Source organism: Candidatus Hydrogenedentota bacterium (assembly GCA_019637335.1).
GTDB lineage: Bacteria > Hydrogenedentota > Hydrogenedentia > Hydrogenedentales > JAEUWI01 > JAEUWI01.
This window is the reverse complement of the sequence record JAHBVV010000001.1, coordinates 391,699-412,322: the sequence shown is the minus strand read 5'-3', so window position 1 is coordinate 412,322 and position 20,624 is coordinate 391,699. Positions and strand designations below refer to the sequence as shown.

Genomic DNA, 20,624 nt, shown 5'->3' with positions numbered 1-20,624 from the left:
GCTGTCCAAGCGCCGCAGGCGCAATGGATCGCGGACATTCCTGTCTGCGGCAAAGTGAGCCCGCCTCCAAAAAGTTCCCCCTGACCCCACCAAAACCACCTCGAAAAGAAAGTGGCACAGCCGTCCCGGCTGTGTTCAGCGCCGCCAGGCGCAAATGTAGGATAGGCGTCCCGGCTGTCCAAGCGCCGCAGGCGAGGATCGCGGACATTCCTGTCTGCGGCAAATCAACCCCAGGTTCCCAAAAGCCCATACTCCCCCTGTCGCAACCCCGGATTCCACACACGTCAAGCCCCAACCCAACCCACGCCACACAATGCTCCGGCCCATTTTCGACACAGCCGTCGCGCCGCCACAAACAACCCAAATCGTTCCACCCGCGCCAACGTGGCTTGGGCTTCCAGCCCGAGACAGCGTGAGCGCCGGGTTCGAACGGCCCATTGATGCCGTGAATACCGCCGCGAATTCCCAAAGCGAGACCATCCTTTCTTCATTCGTGTCCTTTCGCGTTAATTCGCGGTTCAACTTTGTTTGGTTCCGGCCAACGGCCGCCCTGTGCCCTTGCGCTGATCAATTCCTTGGTTCCGCCCAGAGGCGCTCCCGTATTCTTCGTGTTCTTTGCGCTCTTTGTGGCTCCAAATCCAATCCCCCGCCCACCCGATTAACCCCGCTACAATTCCGATACGGAACAATCCGAACAGGCCACCTTGGAATCAGCACGCAGCCGCCTGCACACCCCAACGACCGGAATCATTTTCTATCCGTGTAATCCGTGTAATCCGTGGTCAAAAATCCTGATCGCGGCCAGCCGCTTCTCCGGGCGCATTTGTGTGCATTGGTGTCCATTCGTGGTTAAGAATGCACTCTCTCGATCATCCGCCCAATCCATCTGCGTACCAGAAATCACCCTATGCGCTCTCTGCGTTCTCTGCGGTCAAAGCTTCGTCTCTCGTCCTCTTCTTATCCCTCGCGCCCTTGCGCTGATCAATTCCCTGGTTCCGCCCAGAGGCGCTCTCGTGTTCTTTGTGTTCTTTGCGCTCTTTGTGGCTCCAAATCCAATCCCCCGCCCACCCGATAAACCCCGCTACAATTCCGATGCTGAACAATCCGAACAGGCCACCTTGGAAGCAACACGCAGCCGCCTGCACACCCCAACGACCGAAATCATTCTCTATCCGTGTAATCCGTGTAATCCGTGGTCAAAAATCCTGATCGCGGCCAGCCGCTTCTCCCGATGCATTCGTGTGCATTGGTGTTTATTCGTGGTTAAGAATGCACTCTCTCGATCATCCACCCAATCCATCTGCGTACAAGAAATCACCCTATGCGGTCTCTGCGGTCTCTGCGGTCTCTGCGGTCTCTGCGGTCAAAGCTTCGTCTCTCTTCCTCTTCGTATCCCTCGTGCCCTTGCGCTGATCAATTCCTTGGTTCCGCCCAGAGGCGCTCCCGTGTACTTTGTGTTCTTTGCGCTCTTTGTGGCTCCAAATCCAGTCCCCCGCCCGCCCTGACCGCGCGTCGCGCCCCCGATCATCTCCTTTGCGCCTTCGCGTGCGTATCAATCCTTCGTCAACTTCTTTCCTTCGTGGCCTTCGTGCCCTTCGTGGTGATCATTTCTTTGCTTGCGGACCAAGGCTGCCCTGCGGACTTTCACTCATTCCTGCTCGCGGCACAAGGAGCGCAAGACGTCATGCGATCGCTGCGCCGGTGAAATAACCGTGTGACCCCGCAATCACCGGTCCAGCTCTTCCACCTTGAAACGTATCGTCCGGGGCGCGCCGTAGCGATCAACCTCCAGCGTCACGTCGTCGCCGATGAAGAGGTCCCAGTTGATGAAGTCCATCTCCGACGGATGCGCCACCGGGATGCCGTTCATCTTCTGGATGACGTCGCCGAGTTCGAGCCCGGCCCGAAAGGCGGGGGCGTTGCGGTAGATCTCCGTGACGAGCACCCCGCGGGTGGCCTTCAGACCGAACTGCCGGATTGCCGGCGGCGAAAGATCGGCCACCGCCTCGCCGTGGATGCCGATCCACGGGTTCCGGCGCCGCCCGAACTCAATCAGTTCCTCGGCGACGCGGCGCGCCCGATCAGCCGGAATGGCGAAGCCGAGCCCCTGGTGGCCGCCGCTGCTGGAGAAAATCATGGTGTTCACGCCGACCACGTCGCCGGCCGCGTTCACCAGCGGACCGCCGCTGTTGCCGGGGTTGATGGCGGCGTCGGTCTGGATGAGGTCCTGGTAGAGGCGCTCCCCGCCGCCGACGCTGCGGCTGACGCGCCGGTGGTTCGCCGAGATCACCCCCACGCTCACACTGGGCTGCTGATCGGCCATCATGGTCCCGAAGGGATTGCCGATCGCGATGACCCACTCGCCAATCATCAAATCCTTGGAGGTCCCCAGCTTCACGTGGGGCAGCCGATCCCCGCTCGCCTTGAGGACCGCCAGGTCGGCGCGCTCGTCGGCCCCGATAAACTCGACTTCGAGCTGGCGCCCGCCCGGCAGGGAAACGGACGTGATCGCGTCGGCCCCCTGGATGACGTGGTAGTTGGTGAGGATGTAGCCGCGCGGGTCGAAGATGAACCCGGTGCCGATGCCCTCCACCGGACGGCTCCGGGTGAAGAAGCGTGGCCCGAAGAGGCCCCAGAAGTCGCGGTCTATCACGCGCTCGCGCTCATACGCGACGACATTGAGCGTGACAACCGCCGGCGAAACCTTCTCGATCGCCGTGACGATCGCCGTGCGGCGGCTGCTGGAAACGGCGTCAGCCCCGGCCACCACGGGGGTGGCCAGGGCCGCGCCAAGAAGGAGGATGGGTGTGAAGCAAAAGGCGCGCATGGCGTAAGGATTACTCCGCCGGCGTCTCCGGTGTTGATGCGTCCGCCGCGGGTTCTTCCACCGCCGGCGCTTCGGCGGCAGGCGCTTCGGCGGCAGGCGCTTCGGCGGCAGGCGCTTCCGCTGCGGGGGCCTCCACTGCGGGGGCCTCCACTGCGGGCGCTTCCGCTGCGGGCGCTTCGGCTGCGGGTTCCTGCGTGGCAGGCGCTTCGGCAGCAGGCGCTTCAGTCACAGGCGTTTCCGCTGCGGGGACTTCGGCAGCAGGCGCTTCAGTCACAGGCGCTTCCGCTGCGGGTTCTTCCACCGCCGGCGCCTCCGCTGCGGGGACTTCGGTCGCAGGCGCTTCCGTAGCGGGCGCTTCCGTCACAGGCGCTTCCGTAGCGGGCGCTTCCGCTGCAGGCGCTGCGGCGGGCGCGGCTTCGCCCCGGGCGTCCTTCACCGCGTTCAGCGCCGTGAGGAGACGGTCCAGATCGGCGGCGGCGACCGTAAACGTGTTCTGCATCCCGCTCACCGACACCGGGTGTACGCCTTCGTTCTCTTCGCCGTAGACCAGCAGGCGCGACGCGCCGTTGCGGGTGGTGATCGTGAAGGCCCCCGCTTCCGTCACGCCCGATGGCGCGCCGCCAAAGTTCACGTCGGCCGCTTCAAGGTCCAGCAGCACCGAAAGCAGGTTGGCCGCCTCGTCACCGGGCGATTCAAAGGTCGCGCCGTCCATCTCGATGGTCCACGCGCCCGCCTCGCCCTGGCGCAGCGAAACGGCCTGCCCTTCCGCCCGCGCGTCGAGCCGCGTGACGTCGCCCGCGGTCAGGTCAAACAGCGCCAGCTGGAACACGTCGCGCGGCTTGAGGAAAACCTTCGACTTGTCCGCGGTCTTCATCACATAAATCTCGCTGTCGCTGTCCATGCGCGCATACACGCCCTCGGACCCCCGCGCGTCGTCCGCGATCGAGAAACTCCGCACGGAACCGCCCGCCGTCACCTGCACCGACCGGTTAAACGCGCCGGTTTCCGCGGCCCCGTCCGCATAGTCGCCGGGCGTCCACGCCGACACCGCGCTGACGAGTCCATCGATCGCCGGCTGCTGCACCTTCAGGCTGCTAGCGGGTTCCACCACAGACCACTTCTCGCCCTGCTTCGCCAGCACAATCCGGCCCTCGGGCTGATCGATGGTAATCCCCGTAATTTCCTCCTGAGGCACGTCCCACTTCGGAAGATCCATCAGCGAAGACCCCTTCGGGAAAAGCTGATCGAAGTTGTAGGCGCTCAGCTCATACACCACGTCCCGCTCGTTGCTGGCCACGCGGATGTACCCCACGCCGGCGAGATCGGGACGCCCCCCCTCGATGACGATCTCGTCACCTTCCGCGGGCGCCGCGGCGAGCGTGAAGCCCGGCGTCTCCAGCCCCCACTCCGCCTTTTTCGACGGGTCGACAATATTCGACGCCGTAAGCGAGGCGAGCCGATTGAACACGCCCTGCAGCGCGTTGTCCTTGTAGGTCTTCTCCGCGCCGCCGGCCGTAAGAATCCATTCCTCTTCCACCTGGGGCGCCGCGGGCGCTTCGGGCGCTTCTTCGCCCTCGGCCGGTTCCGGCTGCGGAACCTCCGTCACGCGCTTCTCAAACACCAGCGACTTGTCCGGCGTCGTGATGCTCACCTTCGCCAGGGTGTCCTTCTCCACCGACAGCGCGGTCTTGTCGAGCCACTTGTCCGCCTTGGGGGCCTCCGTAAGATCCTCGCCGAAGAGCCCCGCCTCGCGGCGCAGGTTGTTCGACTCAACATACACCGTCGTGTCGCCCGCCTTCCGCACAAAAACCGAACTGTGGCTCGGCGCCTTCCCGAAGAGCAGATCCGCGGCGGGCTCGTTCTTCCCCGCCGCGTACGCGACCACGCGGAACGCCTGATCCTCCTTCAGATCATAGCTGGCCAGCTGGGCGTCGCCCTGCGCCGTGGCGCGGAACTCGCCCTGCAGATTCTCGATCTTGTCCAGATACCCCTGGATCGTGTCCGCATTGACGGGCGCGCCGAAATGGCTCCGGGCCACCCACGCATCGCCCGCCTTCTCCAACACCACCTTCTCGTCCGGCGCGGCCCCGGCGTAGAGCTCCAGCTTCGCAATGTCCGCCGCGCCCAGATCCGCCGCCACGAGTGGCTGCAGGTTCGCCTGGGTCTCCAGGGAAGGCGTTCGCTGGAGGCCCCGCTTCATAAGAACAAGCAGCAGGAGCACAACCAGCACCGCGAGAAAAGGCAACAGTTTCTTGAAACTCATCGTAATCTATCTCCACCTGCGGGCTGTCCCCAGCCGCCGGTATGCGATCAGGCGTTCACGTGCGACATCGTGTAGGCGTTGCGGGCGCGGCGGCGGTTCAGCAGGAAGACAATGCCAACCCCCGCGATCACCGTGTTCGCAAGCCCGTAGTTCACGGCGCGCCAGAAAAACTTCTGGTCATCCGAGGGGCGATCGATGAACCGGTTGATCGGCTTCTTCCCGCGCACCAGCGCCAGGTTTTCGTTCAGCGTCACCGCGTCCACGCTGTTCAAAAACAGGTCGAGGTTCGCGTCCTGAAGGAAATTCTTCCGGAAGGTCTCCGAGCAGCCCAGCAGAATCAGCTGGCCCGGCCTCGCCTCGACAGGCGACGCCGGAGCCTCCGCTTCGTCGTCCTGCGGCATCGGCGGCTGCCCCGGCTGCGGCGCCGGAGCCGGCCACGCGGGACGCTCCCCGTCCGCAAACGCGTCCGGGAACTGGCCCTTCACCACCGCCATCAGCGGGTACGCCCGCCGCTCCCCGTCCACCGGCTCCTCAAAGGACGCCCCGGTCATCGTATCCGTCGCCGGGACGGTCCAGGCGCGCGCGCTCGTCGTCATGACTACGTTCGCCGTCAGGCCATGCCGCTGCAACGTGCTTTCGTCGATATCCAGCGCCGTGCCCCAGAGGTAGAATATCGACGCGAGCCGGTTCGTAATCGCCGTGTCTTCCGACATCGAACTGCTGTTAACCAGGATATGCATCGGCAGGTTCACCTGCTGCGGGCGGAGCAGGTCCGCAAGCGAACCGCCCCCCGACTGGATCGTCAACGGAACCTTGTTCACGTCCATCAATATGTCCGTGCTCACGCCGAGGCCGTAGGCCTCCAGCAGCTCGTTCACGCCCGGATTCTCGTCGCGGCGGCTGATGTTGTAACCCTGCGGCGAGGGCCGGTAATCCCACTCGTAATTCTGCACGGCCATAATCACCGATTTGCCGCTGCGCAACGCCCGGTTGATCTCCCAGCGCTGGCGCTCGTTCAGGTTGCGCGGGTTGATCACCGCCAGCGTGTCGTACTCCTCCGGCAATGGGCTGTCCTTCGTTAACTCAACCCGCTCGACGTGGTACTTCTCAATCTCCAGGATCTGCTGGAGGTACTCGTACGGATCGTCGCTCTCGGGAACCGGCTGGCCCATCTGCATCAGGATCTGCCGCATCTGCGGGTCTATATTAATGGCCTCCATCGGGGCCACAAGCGCGACCACGGGCTCCCGCTCGCGCGTCATCTTGTGGATCGTGCTCACAAGGCGGTACTCCAGCTCGGGCAGCCGGTCCGGAACCACCTGCGGAATGATCTCCTCCGCCTTGTCCTTGTAGCCGATGCCGATGCTCGAATACACCAGCTTGTTCGTCACCTCGTCCTTGCTCATCGCCTGAACACTGAACGGCTGCACGCCCTTCTCCAGCATGCGCCGCTCGATCGCCGCCTCCTTCCCATTCTCGGCTTCGCCATCCTCCTCGTCCGGATTCGCGTACACGTTCGCCACGTCCATCGGTATGGTCCGGTACTCGATCATCCCACGCGAAGCAACCCGCATTTCCTCAAGCTTGTCGGTAATATTCTGCTCGAGATCCTTCATCCCCGTCGGCATGCTCGTGCGCGGCGTGATATACACCTTCACCTGAACCGGCGTGTCCAGCTCCGCAAGCATGTTCTTCGTCGCCTGGGAAATCGTGTAGATCCTCCCCTCCGTCATGTCAATGCGGATCAGGCTCGACCCGGCCATCACGTAGTTGAACAGCAGGCCGATCACCACGCTCATCGCCGCCGCCGCCGCAAAGATCGTCCGCGCCTTCGGCCGGTTCCGCCCGTCGATGTACATCACGTTCAACACCAGGAACACCGCCGTCCACACCAGGAAGTACACCACGTCGGCAAGGTCAATCACCCCGCGCGTAAAGGCCCCGTAGTGCCCGAAAAGCCCCAGCAGATCCGAAAGCAGCGATCCCAGCCCCGGAATGCGATCATCAATGTACGCCGCGATGAAGTTCGTGCCGATAAGAAAAAAACCGAAGCAGGTCAGCAGCGTCACCGCGAACGCGACAATCTGGTCTTTGAAGAAACCCGAAAACAATATGCCGAGCGCCAGGAAAAAAGCCCCCAGCAGCAACGTGCCGAAGTAGCCCGTGAAGATCGCGCCCGTGTCCGGCTCGCCCAGCGACATCAGCATCACCGGAACCGTCACCGTGCTCAGCAGTGTAAGCCCGAAGAAAATCAGCGCCGCCAGGAACTTGCCCAGCACCAGCTCCCGCGCCTCCATCGGGAAGGTGAGGAGCATCTCCCACGTATTCTCCTTCCGCTCCTCCGCCCAAATCCGCATCGTTACCGCCGGCATGAACACGCACAGCAGAATCGGCAGATTGTCGAAGTACGGCCGCATGTCCGCCACGGGAAACGCAAAGAAGGACGTAATATAAAGCCCGACGCTGATGGTCACGAAAACCATCATGAAAATGTAGCCGACGGGCGAGGTGAAGTAGGCGCCGAGATCGCGGCGCATAATCGCTTTAATGTTGTTCATGCGTCGAAATCCTTTAAGAGGCTGCCTGGGCGGCTTTTTCGGTCAGGGTGAGAAAGGTCTCCTCCAGCGTCAACGGCTTGTCGCCCAGCTGCTTCACCTTCCACTGCTGCGCCTGCGCCAGATCGCTGACCTCGCGCCACGGGCTCGTCCCCGTACGCGAAAACAGCAGGAAGCTCGCGCAGCCGTTGTCCTCGCCCGCGCACTCCACATGCGTGACATCCTTGATCTGCTTCAGCTTCGGCTCCACATCGCCGCGCGCCGCCTCGACCGCAAACGACGTCCGCTCGCTGTCCTTCGCCTGGTGGCGCAGTTCGTCCAGCGTGCCATCGCCCACGATCTCGCCCCGGTTGATGATCACGATACGGTCCGCCGTCGTCTCCACCTCGTGGAGAATATGCGTGGAGAGGATAACCGTCTTCTCCTTCGCCAGATCGTTGATCAGCGCCCGGATCTCGAGGATCTGGTGCGGGTCCAGCCCCGAAGTCGGCTCGTCCAGAATCACCACCTCCGGATCGTGGATCAGCGCCTGCGCAATACCCGTACGCTGCTTGTAGCCCTTCGAAAGCTCCCGGATCACCTTCCGGTACATCGGGCGAAGCCCCGTCACGTCCAGCACCGCGTCCGTCCGCTCCTTCAACCGAGCACCCGAAAGACCCCGCGCGCTCCCCACAAAATCGAGGTACGTCCGCACCTCCATATCCATATACAGCGGAAGCACCTCCGGGAGGTAGCCGATCTTCTTCCGCACCTCCACCGGGTCCTTCAGCACATCCACCCCCGCCACAATGGCGGACCCCGAAGAAGGGTAGAGATACGTCGTCAGGATCTTCATGGTCGTTGACTTGCCCGCGCCGTTCGGGCCCAACAGGCCCACCACCTCGCCGCGGTTCACTTCGAACGACACATCATGCAAGGCCCGCACCGGCCCGTAATGCATCGTCAGTCCATTTGCCTTGATCATCGTGCGCTCATCTCCTTAACTCCGCGTGGTTCGGCCCGCGTCGCTCGGCGCGCCGGGCGCTTTCCCCGATGGACTGCCCCCAACTTGGCAGTCACTGCAACGACAAGCAAAATCCATACCACCCCCGCGCCGCACAGCCGCGCGCCGCAATGATGCCGTTTTCTCGGGAAATCCCGAGTGTAGCACGCGGCCTGAAGACGCCTCAATGACGCCGCGCCTGCCCGTTTTGGGTTCCCCCTGCCCGTTTTGCGTCAGCCCCACCAGGGCAATCGGATTGAAACTCGATCTGGGAATATGGGCGCAATCTCGAATCGATTTGGAACCTTGATGCAACGAAAGTGAGCGTTTTGGAGCGCCGGCATCTCTGCCGGCAAGGTCCGGGATTCGCCGCGGGCGAAATTCCAGCGATCCAACACGCGCCCTTTTTTAACATTCAAGGCGCTTCATAGGGCGCTCGGCTGGAGTAGGAAGTCTAAATGCGATTGCCCTGGCCAGCCCCCCCCCTTGCGGGATCCCCCGAAATGGGCTATCCTGTATCCGGGCGGTCGGCTACGCGCCGGAGCAGCAGACAAGGCAAAACGAGGGAGCCCTTCTCATGAATCCAATAAGCATCAAATGGTTGATCGCGGGCCTCGCGGGGGCTCTTTTTTCCCTGGTGCTCATGGGCGCCGCCAGCTACTTCGCATTCACCACGCTCCTGAGTGAAATAAACGATCACCCGAGCTGGGGCGCCGAAGACTCCCCCGAGGACGCGGAAGAAGACGCCGCCGAGGCCGAACGCCGCGAAAGGAAACGCGAGGAGGGCCGGCGCGAGCAAGAAGCCCTGACCGCAAAACTCGGCCTGCATGACCACTACGAGACCGTATATCTGCTGCCGGACACGCGCAACCGCCTGTACTACGAAAAAGACTTCGCCGCCGTCGAGGAAGACATCGCAGCCCTCCGCGCGAAACAGGACACCCCCTTCGACCGCTACCGCTACAGTAGCCTGATCAACAGCCTGGGTCGCGTTCTCAAGGACGAAGAATACCCGCAGCTGCTCTCCGTGCTCGATGAATGGATAGCGGCATCGTCGGGATCCTACCTTCCGCTGCTGGTGCGGGGTCGCGTTTACGTTTCCATCGCCTGGAAATACCGTGGAACGGACTTCGCCCACAAAGTTACCGAGGAGGGGTGGGAAGGGTACCGAAAGTACCACAAACTCGCCTGGGCCGACCTCAACGCCGCGCGCAAACTGAACCAGGAAGACCCGGAGATTCCAGCGTCCATGGCCCGGGCCGCCGCCGGCGTCGGCAAGAAACTCGCCGCGATTCAGAAATACCACGACGAGACCCTGGCGCTGAACCCGCACCACCTCCACGTGCGCAACACACTCTTGAACTACTCCCTGCCCCAGTGGTTCGGCGACTGGAAGAAGGTCGATGCGCTCGTGGCCGAATTTGAGCAGGCCGCCGGGGACTTTCCCTATCTGTTGACGCTCCTCCGAGACGCGGCGCGCTGGATGCGCGACCGGGGCCCCGATTATGAGGAAGGCCCCGATAGCGACCCAATACGGCAACGGCTGGTCGAGGGCTTGAGAGCGCAGTTGATGCTGAACCCGGACGAGCCCTATCTCCTCGGTCGCGCCGCGCGCTTCGCCCTGGACGTGGACGACCTGGCCATGGCGGTCGACTGTTTCGAGCGCCTCGGTATGCGCCATCCAAGCGTGCGGGGATTTATCAACGTCTACACCTACCACTGGTGGCGCGTCTACGCCTTTGTCGAGCATTCGGACGACCCCGGCATCATCGGAACGCCCCGCGAAAAGGAACTCCTCGACCTGGCCCGCGCCATCCAGGCCGACAACCCCTTCATCAATGGCATGTACCTGGCCTACCTTGCCCGCGCACGGGACGACGCGCAGACCCGCGTCTTCTTCGAGCGCGATCCCGGCGCCTTCTTCGTGACCGCCGACCTCGAAGAACCCTACGACTACGATCTCCTGCGCGCAATGGCGCTCGCCGCGCGCTCGCACAACCCTGGCTTACAGGGCAAGCCGGATGTAGAACGCCTGCTCGCCGAGGCCCTGGACCTCGCGCCGGACAACGCCCTCGTCCGCCTCGCCGAGGCGGCGCGTCTCATGGCGTCAAAGGACTACGAACAGGCCCGCACCCACCTGGAGCACGCGCGATCCGTCGATCCCGATTACCTCCCCGCCCTGATGACCGAGGGCTGGCTGAACTACCACCAGAAACGCTGGGACGACGGCATTGCGGCGGCAAACGCCTTTCTCGCCCGCGCGCCCGCGCCCTATGTCCTGGAGAACACAATCCACGCCGAGGAGATCATCGCCCTCTGCGAAAAGAAACGGGCCGCGGAACAACAAAACGCCTCCTGATGCCGCTCGCCGACCGATTAACCCCGCTACAATGCTGATGGTGAAAAAACAAGTAGATCACTCAAAAAATCGCGCGCTGCCGCCGGCGCCCGCAACGACCCGATTCCTCTCTTATCCGTGTCATCAGTGTAATCCGTGGTCAAAATTCCCGACCGCAGCCAGAGGCTGCTCCAAGCGCATTCGCATTGATTCGTGTTCATTCGCGGTTAAAAAACGTCACCATTCAACCACCCCAATCCGTCCGCGTACCCCCACCCACCACCTATGCGCTCTCTACGTTCTTTGCGGTTAACGACTCTTCCCTGTTTCCCTTCGCCCCCTTCGCCCCCTTCGTGGTGAACCCTCTTCGATTGCGGCCAACGGCTGCTGCTCCATTTTCTTTGTGTTCTCTGTGCTCTCTGTGGCTCCCAATTCAATCCCCCGCGCACAGCAACCCCGCGTCCCGCTCCCGCCCGCCGACCGATCAACCCCGCTACAATGCTGATGATGAAAAACCCAAACAGGCCGCCCCGAAAATCGCACGCTGCCGCCCGGCAATCCACAACCACCCGCTCGATCCTTTATCCGTGTCATCAGTGTAATCCGTGGTCAAAATTCCTGACCCCGGCCAGAGGCTGCCCCCAGCGCATTCGCGTTGATTCGTGTTCATTCGCGGTTAAAAAGCGCCCCCATTCAATTACCCCAATCCGTCCGCGTACCCCCACCCACCACGTATGCGCTCTCTGCGTTCTCTGCGGTTAAAATTCCTCTCGGCTTTTCTTCGTGGGCTTCGTGCCCTTCGTGGTGATCAATTCCCTGGTTGCGCCCCAGGCTGCCCCGCGCCCTACCCCCGGATCGCCGCATGGATCGCGTCCTTCAGCCGCTGCGCGGTATACGGCTTCGACAGCAGCCGCGCGTCGTCGCCCTCGCCCGCAAGCCCCTCGGGAAGCCGCCCTTCCCCCGTCACAAAGATGAACCGCAAGTCCGGGTAACGCTCCGCCGCCGCGCGGTAAAACGCTTCCCCGCCCATGCCCGGCATGTGAATATCCGTAAGCGCAATGTCAAAGCCCCCCCCGCGCGCCGCAAGCAGATCCAGCGCCGATTCACCCGACTCCACATGCACCGCCTCGTGGCCCGCCTTCATCAATATCCGCACCGCAAGTAGCCCGAGCGGACCCTCGTCCTCAACCACCAGGATCCGTGCGGATACCGCCGGATCCTCCGCCGCGTCCCGGGGCCGGACCGCCACCACCGGCGCCGCGGGCGTGGCCGGCCGCAATGTCGGCGGCGATGGCGCGCCTTCGCCCCGGAGCACCGCCCGAAGTGTGGAAAGCAAAACCTCCGCCGTGTACGGCTTCGGCACAAAATACTCCAACCCCGCGCCCGCCGCCTTCGCCACGTGCCCGTTCGCGTTGAGCCCGCTCGACCCGATAATACGGACCGCCGGATCGATCGACTTCAAGGCCACGATCATCGCCGGACCATCCATCACCGGCATGCTCATGTCCGTAAGCACCACCGCGATCTCGCCCCGGTGCTGCGCGTAAAGCGATACGCCCTCCGCCCCGTTCTCCGCCAGTATCACCCGGTAGCCGAAGCGCTCCAGCGCCCGCCGCGTGATATCACGGATGTTCTCCTCGTCGTCCACCAGCAGAATAAGCTCTCCGTTGCCCCGCGGGAGGTCCGGCTTGGCCGCAACAATTTCCTCCGTGAGCGTCTCCGCCGTGGTGACCGCCGGCAGGTAAACCTTGAACCGGGAACCCTTCCCCACCTCGCTGTACAGATGGATAAAACCGCCGTGATTCTTCACGATCGTAAACGTCGTCGAAAGCCCGAGCCCCGTACCGCGCCCGATGTCCTTCGTCGTGAAAAAGGGCTCAAAGATCTTCTCCTGCACCTCCGGCGTCATCCCGGACCCGCTGTCCTCGACCCGCACGATCACGTACGGGCCCGGCTTCGACTCCTTGTTCATACCCGCGAACACCTCGTCCACGATCGCGTTCTTCAGAATCAGGTTCAGCCGCCCCCCCTCCGGCATCGCATCCCGCGCGTTCACACACAAATTCATCATCACCTGGTGGAGCTGCGTCGGATCCGCGTGCACCAGCCAGAGATCCGGCTGAACGTTCAGCCGGAAGTCAATATTCCTCGGAAACGTATCCCGCGCAATACGGCGGACATCCTCCGCAATCGCCGCGGGGGTGATCGGGATGCGCCGCCCCTCCAGACCCCGCGCGACGCCCAGAATCTGGCGCACCAGATCCGCCCCCCGCTGCGCGCTGCCCTGAAGCGTCTCGATCACGCCCAGCGCCTCCGGGTCGCTCGCCTGCTCCTTCAACATCTCGATCGACATGAGAATGGGAGCCAGAATATTGTTCAGATCGTGCGCGATCCCGCCCGCCAGCGTGCCGATGCTCTCCATCCGCTGGCTACGCAGAAACTGTGCCTCCATCCGCTTCCGCTCCGTGATGTCCGCGTTCAGCGCCAGGATCGACCGCGGCGACCCGTCCGGATTCCGCAGCAGCGTCCACCGCGCAAGCACGGTGATCGTTTTGCCCCCCTTTGTCCTATGCTCAACTTCCCCGCTCCATTCCCCATCCCGCAACACCGCCTCCGTAGCCGCTTCAAGCAGCGCGGGATCGCTGTCGAGAATCTCCCCGACATTCCGCCCGAGCACCTCTTCTTCGAACCAGCCGTACATTTCCTCCGCACGCCGGTTCCAGAACAGCACCCGGTTGTGCAAATCCCGCACCAGAATCGCGTCGCTCGCCTCGTCCAGCAGCGCCGCCTGTTCGGCAAGCCGCAGTTCCGCCTCCTTCCGCTCCGTAAGATCCGTGATGCCGCCGATCATCCGAACGCCCTGTCCGGAATCATCCCGGATGATATACCCCCGGTCCAGCACATGCGCGTAACTGCCATCCTTTCGGAGAAACCGGTACTCGCCGTCCCAATAGTCGTCCGCGCCCGCAATCACGTTATCCACCTGCCCTACAATCGCGTCCCGGTCGTCCGGGTGGATCCGGCTCGTCCACGATTCAATCGTCGACTCCACTTCGTCGCGGCTGAACCCGAATAGCACCTCGAAACCTTCGTTCCACCACAACGCGTTGGTCAGCAGGTTCCAATCCCAGATGGCGTCGTTCGTCGCCCGCGAAAGCAACCGAAACCGCTCCTCGCTCGTCTGCAAATCAAGTTCCGCGCGCTTGCGCTCCGTGATGTCGCGCATCGTCCCCACTACCCGCTCAATGGCGCCCCCCTCGCCATACACCGGGTACGTAAACTCCTGGATCCAGCGCACATCGCCATCGGGCCGGCGGATCCGAAACTCCACCTCGGGCGCCTCGCCCCGCATCTGCTTAGGAAAAACTTCCTCCACAAAAGCGCGATCATCCTCGTGAATCGCCGCAAGATACGTCTCCCGGGGCGCCTCGTAGGCCCGCGCGCACGGAACCCCCCAAACGTCCTCAAACGCCGGGCTCACGTAAAGCAGCGCATCGCTGTCCGGCTCGTAAACATAAAAAATATCGTGAACATGCGCCACGAGCTCCCGGAAACGCCGCTCCGCCAATTCGATCCGCTCCCGAGCGACCTTCACCTCCGTAATGTCGCCAAAGTACACCGCAAGGCCGCCGTCATAGGGGTGCGCCCGAACATTGAACCAGCATTCGAGGGGCGGGTAGTACTCTTCAAAAGAGACGGAGACCCGCTCATCCACGGCGCGCCGGTATTCCCGCTCAAAACGCATTCCCACGGCCTCGGGAAATTCGTCCCAGACGACCCGGCCAAGCAAGTCCTCCCGCGGACGCTCCAATACGCGCTCGGCCTCCTGGTTCAAGTAGGTAAAGCGCCATTCCCGGTCCAGCGCGAAAAATGCGTCCGAGATGCTCTCCAGCGTCCGCGCGAGGCGCTCTTCCAGGCTTCGCTTGCGCTGCTCTTCGGCCTTGCGGGCGGAAATGTCCTGAAACGCGCCCTGGACGCGCTGAATGCGGCCGTTCTCGTCGCGCACGGCCTCCCCGATGGTGCGGATCCATACGCGGTTGCCCCGTGCGGTGATGATCTCCAGTTCGAGGTCGAAGGGCGCCCCGGTTTCCGCGCAGCGGACGAAGGCACGGCTGATTGCCTCGTGGTACTCGGGCGCGTAGAAGTCGATCGCTTCCTCGAGCCGTGCCTGGTAGCCACGGGGGACTTCGTGGATGTCACATACCTCGTCGGACCAGGTTAGTTTATATTCCGGCAGATCAACCGCCCAGGCCCCCAGGCGGCTGAGCGACGAGGCCATGCGCAGCATGGACTCGCTCTGGCGTAACAACGCCTCGCGTTCCCGAAGCGCCTCCTCCGTCCGGATCCGCTCGGTCATATCGATCGCCAGCACCATCGCCGCCCGCCGCCCATCGAATACGAGCGAGTGCGCCGAAACCTCCGCCAGGATCGTCCGACCGTCCCGAAGGCGGTGCCGCCAGATCCCGACACGGCTCAAACCGTTTCCGACGGTCTCAACTACTTCCCGCAATGCGGGCACATCCTCCTCCGGTCGAATATCCGCGATTGTCATGGCCAGGAATTCGTCCCGCGCATATCCGTAATGCCCGATCGCGGCGTCGTTGACGGCCAGGAAGCAAAGCGAGTCGAGATCAAAAACCCACATCGGCTGCGGGTTGCTCTCAAACAACTCCCGGTAGTGCCGCTCGCTCTCGCGCAATTCCTCCTCGGCCATCTTGCGCGTCGTGATGTCCACATGCATCACCACCACGCCCGCCCGATCCCCCGGATGGATCGGCGTCACCATAAGGCGGAACCAGCGCTTCTGATCCGGCGAATGGCACGGGTACTCCAGCGCAAACTCCGCCAGGTCCCCCGCAAGCACCGCCCGGATCCCCGCCGCCGCCTCCGCCGCCTCCTCCGCGCAGTCGCCCCGCGCCGCTTCGCATACCTCAAGGTAATTCTTCCCAACGCAGAAATTCTCGTCCGCCAGTACGTTGGCCACGGCAAATCGGTTCCAGGATTGGTTTACCGCAATAATGCGCCCCTCGGCGTCCAGCAGCGCGATGTGCGCGGGAAGCGCGTTCAAGATCGCCGCCCGCTGCTCGGCGAATTCGCGCTCCGCGCGCTCGCTCTCCCGCAACTGCCGCTGCGCACCCGGAAGCAGGTGCAGCGCGCCCGCCGCGTCCAGCACACCGTCCAGCTCGCCGCCCGCAAGCTCCACAATGCGGGCCTGCGCCTCGCTCAGCGTTTGAACCAGCCGCGCGAGTTCCTCGCCCAGGGCGCGATCTTCTCCCGCGGGGCCGCCGCCCATCACCGGGAGCCCTCAAGCCCGAGCGCCGCAAGCACCGCCGCGGTTTCCGCCAGCGTGCCAATGACCCGGCTTCCGGGGTCGGCCACCAGCATCGGCGTCAGCAGCACCCCGTCCGCCAATGCGCGGTCCGGGTGCTCGAACACATCCACCACCTCCACTTCCCAGCCCGCCGGAAACGATTCGCCCGCGATCGCCGCCAGATTCGCCCGCGCAAGCCGCGAATTCGGGCTATCTCCGGCCACATAGAGACAAACGCGATGACTGGATGCGTTCATGTGAAGTTCCCCTCGCCAGCGCGATCCGCCCCGCGAGTCTCCCGCAGTACCTCCCGATGCGAGGCCCGCGCGCGCGCCGCACCCGCCTCGCCCGCCGCAAGCGTCGCGCGCGCCGTACGTGCCCGCGCCAGTTCCCGCGAAAGCTGCGCTATCCGAGATTCAAGATCCGCCGCCTCCTCGTCCAGCCGGACCAGCGCCCGCGCCGATTCCTCCTCCGCCCGGAGCCGCGCGCGCTCCGCCTCCTGCTCCTTCTCCAGCCGGAGCGATCCCATCAGAACCTCTCCGCCCGCCAGGTAGACGTCCGCCAGATCCACGCCCTCGCGCCGCAGCACCAGCTCCCGGACCTGGTTCGAGTGCGCCGTGCCGCGCGATTTCACAATGCTGATCCCCCGGTTCCGCTCCCCGGCGCGAACCTGATACGTCAGATGCATCCAGGTGTCCGCTATGGTCGATATCTGGAGCGGCGTCCCCTCCAGTGTTGGCTCGGAACTGTCGAGAAGGCTCGTGCACACCAGCGTGAGGCCCGCCTCCTTCGTCCAGTCGATCAGCCGCGCCACCGTGCTGTGCGCCCACTCCGCGTTGCCCGGTTGCGCGATCGCCGAGATCGGATCCACCACCAGGCAGCGCGCCCCGTGCTCCCGCGCGCGGCGTATCAGGCCGATTAAGTGCGTCTCCGCGCTCCCCCGGATCGATCGCGCCGAAACCAGCCGGAGCATGCCCGATTCAACATGGGGAGCCAGGTCAATCCCGACGGATTTCAAATTCCGGACGATCTCAGCCCCGTGGGAATCAAAGCTTACAAACAGCGTCCGCTCCCCGCGCGAACACGCCGCGCGCGCAAACGCCCCGCTGAGCGTCGTCTTCGCCGTTCCCGGCGCACCGGTAATCAACACACTCGCGCCACGGTGATAGCCGCCCCCGAGCATCGTGTCCAGACGCGCTACGCCGCTCGACACCCGCTCGTCCGTCACCGGCGCCAGCGCCTCCTCCCCGGCCCGCGCGAGCGCGGTCTCGATCCCCGATTCCCCGATCAAAAACGGGATCCGGTTCTCGTCGAACGCGGATCCCCGGTATTTCAAAACATACAGGCTGCGCTGTGAAATCCCCTCGTCGAGCGCGTGCTCCAGAACGACTACGCAGTCGCACAGGTATTGAAGAAAATCGAGGTTCCCCGATGGCGCGGCGGTGGACGGGCCGCCAAGCTTGCACGTTATCGCCGCCGTCATGCCCCGGCCAGAAAGCCACTGCGCAAGACGGTGCGCCTCGCGCCGAGCGTCCGCGCCGGACCGAAACGCCGAAAGAAGCACGTCCAGCGCGTCAAACACGATTCGCCGCGCACCCGTCGAGCGCGCCTTCGCGTCCAGCATCGCAAGCAGTCCCCCAAGATCAAAGGCGCCACTCTGAATCGTGTCAACGCCAATCCCCGCATCCAGTATCTCAAGACCCCGGCCCGCGATGGAGGCCAGATCCCAGTCGAACCCCGCCGCGTTCGCAAGAATGTGCGGCGCGGACTCCTCATACGTCACGAAAATGCCCGGCTCCCCCAATTCCCGCGCGGCATACGCCAGCGACTGCAACGAAAGCACCGTCTTCCCGGACCCCGGACCGCCCGCAATTACCGTCGTGCGGCCAGCCGGAAATCCGCCGCGAAGCACATCGTCGAGACCGGCCACGCCGGTCAGGACCTTAGCGAGGGCCGCCTCATGCCGTACTGCGTCCATCTGCCTTGGCCTTTCGAGGGCGCGCCCCCGCGGCGCGCCACCCCAAACCCAATACAACGCGGCGCCCGAAGGCACCACCTCGCCTTGCAAACACCGGACAACACGAATACTACCCGCAGCAAACCGGGGAAGATCTTTGTCGCCCAACCCATCTCGAAGTATATCGCGCAAAGTGAAAAATTGCAAAGCGCGCTTGTCTCAACGGGCCCCCGGGCGCTATCATTCCCACCTTTACGTTCACACCGTTCTTACCACCCTGAACAGGTCCAATGGATGGATAACTCCACTGTGAATAAGTCGCCCCTGCGGCGCGGCCGAACCGGCCCGTTAAGCCGCTTCATCGGCCAGGCCTGCCTCCGCCTGATGGGATGGCGCGAAGCCAGCCTGGCCCCCCCTATCCGAAAATACGTCCTCATCGCCGCCCCACACACCACCAACATGGACCTCTTCTACATGCTCTTCGCCTCCATGGCGATGCGCATTCCCGTCACCTGGATGATGAAGGACACCGCATTCTTCTGGCCCCTCGGCGCCGTCTGGCGCAAACTCGGCGGCATTCCTGTTAACCGCCGCGCCGCCGCCAGTGTCGTCCGCCAGATGGTCGACGTATTCAACCGCAACGACGACCTCGCCCTGCTGATCGCCCCGGAGGGCACGCGCAAGGCCGTGGCGCACTGGAAGCTCGGATTCTACTGGATGGCCCTCGGGGCCGGCGTCCCTGTCGTCCCCGGATACATCAACCACGACCGCCGCCGCATCGGACTCGGCGACCCCATCCACCTCAGTGGCGATGTGGAGGCGGACTTCGGCCGAATCCGCGCGTTCTACCACGAAATGACCGGGATCTACCCCGATTACGACGCCCGCCAGGCAACCCGAAATCCGCTCGCCCGCGCCGGTAAATAACGCGCGGGCGCCCCGCACCGGGACGCCCGCGATTTCCGCTTCTTTGTGCGCGATCAGTCCGCCCGCACAACCGGCTGCGTAAACACCGTCGCCGCGTCGGCCTTGGTCCACAGCCCGACGCCCCCGGCTTCTCCGAAGGTGTTGGAATCGTGCTCCAGCAGCACCTTGCCATCCAGGCTCACCGTGATGTGGTTGTCCTGGTGCTCCACCGCCAGCGCCGCCCACGAACCTTCCGGCTTCTCCACTTCCGCGCTCGCCAGCTGCGTCCGCTTCCCGTCCACCAATTCGTACAACCGCAGGTTCTTCTCGGCCGGGTTATACCGCGCGATGTAGTGGTTGTTCTTGTCGCGCGCCCGCCAGATAAGCCCGCCGCCCTGATCCGTCTCCCCGGACACGGCCTTCAGGCTCGTCTCAATACGGCCGTTCCTGAACCCCGCCTCCGGGTTCCACAGCAGATTAAACGTCCCGTCGCTCGTGTGGTTCGGATTCGTCAGCGCAACGCACGCCTCTCCCGCCGGCCCCTGCTCCGAAACCGCTTCCCACACCGCCAGAGGCCCCTTCTGCGCCGTCGCCTCGATAACCCAAGCGCCACCAGCCACCGAAAAGGCCGCCCGGTCGTTGCGCTCCTCCATCGGAGCCGCCGCCGAGTCGCCCGAACCCTCCCAAACCGCGCCCTGATCGATCCACGCGCGAATCAGCCCCACCTGCTCCGCCGTCAACGGGTCGCCCTTCGGCGGCATGATGTCAAAGTTGTCGTCCGTCCCCGTGATCAGCCGCACCAGCAGGCTGCCCGCGCTGTCCCCCACCGCAATCGCGCCCCCCTCCGAACCGCTGCCAATCGCGTCCGCCCGGTTGTCCAGACGGTAGTCCGACTTCTGCTTCTCCGCACCGTGGCAATCGATGCAGTGCTCCTGAAGCAGCGGCGCGATGTCCGTGTGGTAGTCGATGACCTGGTTCGCCGGCGCCGGCAACGAATCCGACGCCGCGGCGGGAAACAACAGGCAAAAACCAAGTCCGGACACCGCGATGGTAGTAATCTTTTTCATGAAACCTCCTGAATGTACTGCTACGGCAAATAGACACACGTCAAGAACCAGAAAAACGTACGGATCGGGGCCTGCCGCCCGCCGAGGGGCGATCCCGCCCACATCCCCCAGGCCACCGATCATACCCCAGCCCCCTGCCCAATGGCACCTTTTCCGCACTACCAGAATTCACAACACGGCAGCCTGCGGAAGCAACAATTCGCGAAAATGTAGGATAGCCGTCCCGGCTGTCCAGGGCGGCGGAGTCGTCCCTGCCGTCCCGAGGCCTGCCCGCCGCAGGCGGGTCCCTGTTGTCCCTGTTGTCCCTGTTGTCCCTGTTGTCCCTGTTGTCCCTGTTGTCTCTGCCGTCCCGGCTGTCCAGGGCTACGCCACCCCTGCCTTGTATCGCCCCGCCCCAGACCGTATAATTGGTTATAAC

The 20,624-nt window shown here is 63.8% G+C and carries 10 protein-coding genes; 2 read left to right on the top strand and 8 right to left on the bottom strand.

What is annotated here, in order from left to right:
• Positions 1-1,726: 1,726 nt before the first annotated feature.
• From KF886_01545 to KF886_01530, 4 genes are read right to left on the bottom strand one after another with little or no spacing between them, the layout of a single operon-like run.
• Positions 1,727-2,827 (bottom strand): trypsin-like peptidase domain-containing protein, encoded by a 1,101-nt coding sequence (locus KF886_01545; protein MBX3176021.1) that lies wholly within the window; start codon positions 2,825-2,827, stop codon positions 1,727-1,729.
• A gap of 10 nt (positions 2,828-2,837) precedes the next feature.
• The gene (locus KF886_01540) at positions 2,838-5,090 is read right to left on the bottom strand and encodes a DUF4340 domain-containing protein (protein ID MBX3176020.1); all 2,253 of its coding nucleotides are present in this window, start codon (positions 5,088-5,090) and stop codon (positions 2,838-2,840) included.
• A 47-nt stretch (positions 5,091-5,137) separates the two neighbouring features.
• Positions 5,138-7,648, bottom strand: coding sequence for a Gldg family protein (locus KF886_01535; GenBank protein MBX3176019.1), 2,511 nt, complete (start codon positions 7,646-7,648; stop codon positions 5,138-5,140).
• 13 nt (positions 7,649-7,661) lie between these two features.
• On the bottom strand, positions 7,662-8,609 hold the full coding sequence (locus tag KF886_01530; protein MBX3176018.1) for an ATP-binding cassette domain-containing protein: 948 nt from the start codon (positions 8,607-8,609) through the stop codon (positions 7,662-7,664).
• 595 nt (positions 8,610-9,204) lie between these two features.
• On the opposite strand from KF886_01530, the gene KF886_01525 reads away from it, so the two are divergent.
• Entirely contained in the window at positions 9,205-10,986 is a 1,782-nt protein-coding gene (locus KF886_01525; protein MBX3176017.1) for a DUF4034 domain-containing protein, read from the top strand.
• An 823-nt stretch (positions 10,987-11,809) separates the two neighbouring features.
• Here the strand turns inward: KF886_01525 and KF886_01520 are convergent.
• The 3 genes from KF886_01520 to kaiC are packed head-to-tail and all read right to left on the bottom strand — an operon-like array spanning position 11,810 to position 18,254.
• Positions 11,810-16,258: a PAS domain S-box protein gene (locus KF886_01520; protein ID MBX3176016.1), complete on the bottom strand. Its 4,449-nt coding sequence runs from the start codon at positions 16,256-16,258 to the stop codon at positions 11,810-11,812.
• Complete coding sequence (locus KF886_01515) at positions 16,258-16,533, bottom strand: circadian clock protein KaiB (GenBank protein MBX3176015.1); 276 nt, start codon at positions 16,531-16,533, stop codon at positions 16,258-16,260. The genes KF886_01520 and KF886_01515 overlap by 1 nt, the downstream gene beginning before the upstream one ends.
• Positions 16,530-18,254 (bottom strand): circadian clock protein KaiC, encoded by a 1,725-nt coding sequence (kaiC, locus tag KF886_01510; protein ID MBX3176014.1) that lies wholly within the window; start codon positions 18,252-18,254, stop codon positions 16,530-16,532. The genes KF886_01515 and kaiC overlap by 4 nt, the downstream gene beginning before the upstream one ends.
• 288 nt (positions 18,255-18,542) lie before the next feature.
• Here kaiC and KF886_01505 point away from each other — a divergent pair, with 288 nt between their 5' ends.
• Positions 18,543-19,160: a lysophospholipid acyltransferase family protein gene (locus tag KF886_01505; protein MBX3176013.1), complete on the top strand. Its 618-nt coding sequence runs from the start codon at positions 18,543-18,545 to the stop codon at positions 19,158-19,160.
• Between the two features lie 53 nt (positions 19,161-19,213).
• On the opposite strand, the gene KF886_01500 is transcribed toward KF886_01505, so the two are convergent.
• On the bottom strand, positions 19,214-20,206 hold the full coding sequence (locus tag KF886_01500; protein MBX3176012.1) for a hypothetical protein: 993 nt from the start codon (positions 20,204-20,206) through the stop codon (positions 19,214-19,216).
• Positions 20,207-20,624 lie beyond the last annotated feature (418 nt).